Genomic DNA, 5096 nt, shown 5'->3' on the forward strand with positions numbered 1-5096 from the left:
CGCCCGGCAACCCACTGCCGGGCGGGTGCGCCTCGTGCGGCGGGACTGCGTAGCGTGTGGGCGGGCGGCCTCTCGCCGTCCGTCCCAGCCGTGCACACGAACGGGGTCCGACCCCGGGGAGGACCCGCCGTGGCCAGCCAGAAGGAACGCATGCTCGCCGGTGAGCCGTATCTCGCCGACGACCCGGAACTCGCCGCCGAGACCCTGCGCGCGGCGCTGCTCAGCGAGCGCTTCAACGCCACCAGCGCCGCCGACTCCGAGAAGCGGCGGGAACTGCTCACCGAACTGCTCGGCGAGGTCGGCGAGGACGTCGAGATCCGGCCCCCGCTGCGCCTCGACTACGGCTACCAGACGACCGTCGGCCCGCGCACCTTCGTCAACTACGGACTGACGCTGCTCGACGTCGGCCGGGTCACCATCGGCGCCGACGTGCAGATCGGCCCCAACGTGCAACTGCTCACGCCCACCCACCCCGTCGAGCCGGAGGCGCGCCGGGCGAAGTGGGAGGCCGCCGAGCCGATCACCATCGGCGACAACGTGTGGCTGGGCGGCGGCGTCATCGTCTGCCCGGGCGTGACCATCGGTGAGAACACCGTCGTCGGCGCCGGAGCCGTCGTCACCCGCGACCTGCCGGCGAACGTCGTCGCCGTCGGCAACCCGGCCCGCGTGATCCGCGAGGTGTGACCCGGGCGGACGCTGGCGTGATCAGGCGGTGAGGTCCGCGAGGAAGCGGGACCAGGCATGTGCGGGAAAGGCCAGTCGCGGCCCGGCGAGGCGCTTGGAGTCCCGCACGTGCACGGTCTCCGGACACTCCGCCACCTCCACGCAGTTGCCCCCTTCGCTATTGCTGTGGGTGGACTTCCGCCAGGAGAGGGCGACTTCGAGGCAGGCACTGCCTTCGCTGTCGCTGTGGCTGGACTTGAACCATGTCGTTTCGCCGCTCATAGTTCCTCCGCCAACTCGTTGATCAATCGGGCCGACTCCTCAGGGTTGAGGGCCTGCCGCAGGATCATGTCATGGCGCTGTCGAAGCACGCTGACCTTCTCCGGCGAAGAGAACAGCACCCCTGTCGTCTGTCCCTCCTCGTACCCGAAGTGTTCGTGTTCGGGGCTTTCCAACAGTGCGAACGGCCCTAACGAGCTCGTGCATGGTTGGCGGTGAGGCGTCGAGCTTCTGTTCATCGATCATGGTCGTGTGGTGGGGAACGCGTCTCGTGTAGCGATCGTCAGCGACCGGAGGGTCACGGGCCTGTCGGCCGACGTGATCGCTGAACTGGTTGCAGAGCTGGGCCCGTTGTGGCATGAACGGCACCAAGCCGAGCTTGCGTCTCGGCCGCGGAAGCGCGCTGTGGGCGCGGGTGCGAAGCACCGGTTGGTGTTCGTCGACCGGCTCCTGGCCACGCTCGTGCACCTTCGGCATGCCACCACGCACGACGTGCTCGCCTGCTGGTTCGGTGTCGATCGCTCCACCATCACTCGTGCCATCGCAGAGGTGCGACCCCTGCTCGCCGAGCGAGGGTGCACCGTCAGCCCGGGCGTGCGGCTGCGGACCCTGGACGAGGTCATCGACCACCTCGGTGCCGACGGGAGGACCGGGATCATCGACGGCACCGAGATTCGGGTCCGCCGCCCGGCCGCCGGGCGCAAGGACCGCGACAGGTTCATCTCCGGCAAGAACAAGCAGAACGCGGTCAAGACCATGGTCGTCACGGACGGGGCCGGCCGCGTGCTCTTCTGTAGCCCGACCAAGTCCGGCAGTTGCGCGGACATCACTCACGCCCGCCAGTTAGGGCTGGTCAAGCTCCTGGCGGACGGACCCGCGGTGGAGATCCTCGCCGACGCCGGCTATCAGGGTCTGGGCGCCCAGACCGGCGGACGGGTGATCACACCACCACACCGCAAGTTCAAGAGGAACGCCCCGGACTGGTACGAGGAGATGTACGAGCGGCAGCGCAAGGCACATTCCTCACGGCGTATCCGGGTCGAGCACGGCATCGCCCATCTCAAGAACTGGCGGGCACTGGCCCGCCACCTCGGCCGCCGCGACTATATGAGTGACACGATCCAAGCCGTCGCCGGCCTGCTGTCCCACCAGCAGACCGTGGACCTGAGCTCGACACGGCAGACGTGAACACGGGCCACACCGAAGTCCACGACGTCTCACCGCCAACCGCGCACCAGCTCGTTAGGGGGAAGCTGGCAGTCCGGCCTTCGGTAGTGCGGCGCTCGGGGGCGGGGAGCATCGTCGGCGCTCACCGTGCGGGCCTCCGTGCAGACCGTGGGTGAACAACAGAGTGGTGGGCCCGCCCGGATCGTCGTTGTTCTCCTCTGCGTCAAGGCGCGGCGATTGGCCGGGGTCGGTAGACGGTTCAGCAGCGGCAGAGGCATAACCATTTGCCGGTAGACGCCGTCGAAAATGACGTCGAGTGATTCGCGCACGGCGCGGGCGGCCTCGCGGGCGGCGTCCGCAGTGAACAGGGTGCTGGTCACGCCATTGCTGATGATCGATGCCATTTCGGCAGGTACGTCGATTACCTCCCTGTCTCGCCAGGAAGCCAGCAAGATGTTGATTTCTTCTGTCATCGACTGTGCGTAGCCGCCCATCCGCTCGTGGTGGAATGCTGGTTGAAGGAGTCGCCGTTGCCGTCGATGATCGCGATGTGGGCAAGTGACTATACTGTTTTCGACTACTGTCTGAATCTTGTCGAAGACAGGGCCACCTTTGCCGAAGGTGCGGTCGCCTAGAAGGACCTGTTGGGTCAGGTCGGAGTGACAGAGCACGTATGCCTTCCACCCACCGGCGCGTATCTGTACCAGGTCGCCGTGGTCCGGCAGTGACGTCAGGTAGCTAAGTGGGTTTCTTCGCATCTTCAATGTGTGGCTCCGGGTTTGCTGCGGTTGCTCTGTCGCCAGCACGAGGCTGGAATCTTATCCGCAACAAATGGCATGACAAGGTCGTTCTCACTGATTCCGTTTGTGTGCAGCTATAAGTGCGGCGACGTACCCTGGCTTGCTGAGGCGAGTGTCATGAAGTCGAGTGTGATTGTGGACGGTGAGCTGGCGTTGTGCCAAATCTGTGAGTATCCCACTGGCTTCTCTCGGACTCTGAGACATGCCCTGGAACACTGTGAGTGCATGTAGGGCCAACTGTTCTTGCGAGATACTGTCATGCGCAAGTTCAGTAAGAATGTCCCGTAGGGTACTCCGAATGATATCCGACATTTTTAAGCGAGGATAAATATAACGAACGGTACCTTCCAGATTGGCGACGGATTTCCCTATCATCGAGACATTGGGAGATGTTTGGATGCCTCGGCGAGTAGAGAAAGTCAGCACACTGGTGAGGGCCACGCCAAAGTTCATCTTCTCCAAGGAGGCATCCGTCACGTGTGGTACGAACCGTGCGATATCTGATACAAACCCTCCGATATCGCTCCAGGGCAACGTGGTGCCGAGCTGCATCCAGGATCGTGCTAGAGCCGGTCCGTCGTTGTAAGCCATCGATACCATGGCTCCCAGCACTGCAGAACTTGTGCTGCGGTCCAGCCGGCCGACCATGCCCCAGTCAATGATGTGAGCCCTACCGTTCGGGCTGACCAAGACGTTTCCCGGGTGCGGATCGGCATGAAATACGCGGCCCGTGAAGTAACTCTTGAATACGTAGGCCATCAGTTCCTTGGCCACCTTTTTCCGCTGCTTGGTGCTTAACTCATCCTCTTTCAGACGGTTGGCCGATTGACCGTCGGCAAGTGTTTGAATCAATACCCGCGGAGTAGCTAAAATCGGCTTCGGAATCTTAATGGTTTTGTACTCGCGAGCTGCCTTCCTGGCGTCCTTCATGTTGTCGGCTTCTCGCGTGAAATCCAACTCGTCAGCCATGGCGCGGAAGACGACGTCGAGCATGGCCGCAATGTCGATAACCTCGTTGAAGCGGGGTGCCCCGCGCCCAATCACTTTGGCAACGCGGCGCAGGACCTGCATGTCGCCGAGAACGGCGTCAATGGATCCAGGCCGTTGGATCTTGACTACGCACGGTGTCCCGTCCCTACGGGTGGCACGGTACACCTGTGCCAAGGAGGCGGCTCCCAGCGGCTGGTCTGTTTCGAAAGAGCTGAAGGAGGCACGCCAGTCAGCGCCGAGCTCCTCCTCCAGAACTTCCGCAAAGGGGGCGAAGGGATGGACTGTGACCTGATCTGTCAGTAGCGCAAGCTCGTCGCGGACATACTCGGGTACAAAGTCAGGCCGCGTAGTGAGAATCTGGCCGATCTTGACGTACAGCGGGCCCAGCCGTTCCAGTGTTAGACGGATCGCCACGGCCCGTTGATGCTCGGCGCTTCCCTCTGGCGGCCCCCCTCTGCGCTGCGACCACCGGCTCTTGGCTGTCCGGGACATCTCCTGAACGCCGAGGCGGCCAAGAATGTGCACGGCACGGCGCCCGCGCTGCTGAGCCACTAGACCGCCTTCCTGACCCGGCCGGCTGTGCGGCAGCCGGCGCAGACGTAGGCGCCCTGCCCTCCGCTCACTCCTTGCTGCCGGACTGTGCCATCTCGCGGTCGTGTTTGATGTACCGGTCGAGCTGGAGCGCCAGAGCTTCGAGCGCCTCGTTGTTGCGCTTAGCCCACTTCCGCGCGCCGCCCTTCCTCTTCTTCCTTCGGCCCGTGAGCGCCCGGCGGACGACTTTGGTCATGTCACGGCTCGCGTCATCAGTCCGATCGAGTAAGTCGTCGATCAGGTTCTTCCTTCGCCTTCTCCCGGCCATGTCCGTTGTCTCCCTTCGATAGGAAATGAGTGGCAGTGCCATCGAAATACACTCTGCCGGGAAGCTGTGTCCAGGAAACCCCACAGCGGCGCAGAGAGGTAAGAGCTTCGAGATCCCTATGCGTGAACGCGTTGAACGACCACGGATGCATTCGACCACAGCTCATGCAGCAGCCAGGTACGCAACTGGCCCCACAGTCGGACCTGCCAGGTGCCCACTCCAGCAGATCATGATCAAGCCAAGTCCCAACTCCTCAGGTGCACCCTTACCTCATCGGCTACTGAGAGCTCGTAACACGCTCTTGTGAACTTGCCCTGGTTGGGCGTGACCGGTGTGGG

Annotated in this window: 7 protein-coding genes; 2 read left to right on the top strand and 5 right to left on the bottom strand. The window is 63.4% G+C overall.

Annotation, left to right across the window (positions count from 1 at the left end; all coding sequences use genetic code 11):
* Positions 1-150: 150 nt before the first annotated feature.
* A complete protein-coding gene (locus ACYVE9_RS15095; protein WP_461028364.1) occupies positions 151-684 on the top strand; it encodes a sugar O-acetyltransferase in 534 nt (177 codons plus the stop codon).
* A 21-nt stretch (positions 685-705) separates the two neighbouring features.
* Here ACYVE9_RS15095 and ACYVE9_RS15100 read toward each other — a convergent pair whose 3' ends face one another.
* Together ACYVE9_RS15100 and ACYVE9_RS15105 are read right to left on the bottom strand one after the other, a co-directional pair.
* The gene (locus ACYVE9_RS15100; RefSeq protein ID WP_461028358.1) at positions 706-945 is read right to left on the bottom strand and encodes a DUF397 domain-containing protein; all 240 of its coding nucleotides are present in this window, start codon (positions 943-945) and stop codon (positions 706-708) included.
* Complete coding sequence (locus ACYVE9_RS15105; RefSeq protein WP_461028359.1) at positions 942-1181, bottom strand: Scr1 family TA system antitoxin-like transcriptional regulator; 240 nt, start codon at positions 1179-1181, stop codon at positions 942-944. The genes ACYVE9_RS15100 and ACYVE9_RS15105 overlap by 4 nt, the downstream gene beginning before the upstream one ends.
* A gap of 166 nt (positions 1182-1347) precedes the next feature.
* Here ACYVE9_RS15105 and ACYVE9_RS15110 point away from each other — a divergent pair, with 166 nt between their 5' ends.
* Entirely contained in the window at positions 1348-2130 is a 783-nt protein-coding gene (locus ACYVE9_RS15110; protein WP_461028360.1) for a transposase, read from the top strand.
* 29 nt (positions 2131-2159) lie between these two features.
* Here the strand turns inward: ACYVE9_RS15110 and ACYVE9_RS15115 are convergent, their stop codons facing one another.
* From ACYVE9_RS15115 to ACYVE9_RS15125, 3 genes are all read right to left on the bottom strand, one after another.
* Positions 2160-2915, bottom strand: a complete 756-nt coding sequence (locus tag ACYVE9_RS15115) for a cytochrome P450 (RefSeq protein ID WP_461028361.1) — start codon at positions 2913-2915, stop codon at positions 2160-2162.
* Between the two features lie 45 nt (positions 2916-2960).
* The gene (locus ACYVE9_RS15120; protein ID WP_461028362.1) at positions 2961-4313 is read right to left on the bottom strand and encodes an ABC1 kinase family protein; all 1353 of its coding nucleotides are present in this window, start codon (positions 4311-4313) and stop codon (positions 2961-2963) included.
* Positions 4314-4518: 205 nt separating this feature from the next.
* Positions 4519-4800: a hypothetical protein gene (locus tag ACYVE9_RS15125; protein ID WP_461028363.1), complete on the bottom strand. Its 282-nt coding sequence runs from the start codon at positions 4798-4800 to the stop codon at positions 4519-4521.
* Positions 4801-5096: the final 296 nt, after the last annotated feature.

The sequence above is a fragment of the Streptomyces sparsus genome, from assembly GCF_054776295.1.

What these genes read in the sequence shown, in the direction of transcription:
- ACYVE9_RS15095 (WP_461028364.1), top strand. Translation starts at nt 151, where the DNA reads ATGCTCGCCGGTGAGCCGTATCTCGCCGACGACCCGGAACTCGCCGCC.
- ACYVE9_RS15100 (WP_461028358.1), bottom strand. Translation starts at nt 945, where the DNA reads ATGAGCGGCGAAACGACATGGTTCAAGTCCAGCCACAGCGACAGCGAA.
- ACYVE9_RS15105 (WP_461028359.1), bottom strand. Translation starts at nt 1,181, where the DNA reads ATGAACAGAAGCTCGACGCCTCACCGCCAACCATGCACGAGCTCGTTA.
- ACYVE9_RS15125 (WP_461028363.1), bottom strand. Translation starts at nt 4,800, where the DNA reads ATGGCACTGCCACTCATTTCCTATCGAAGGGAGACAACGGACATGGCC.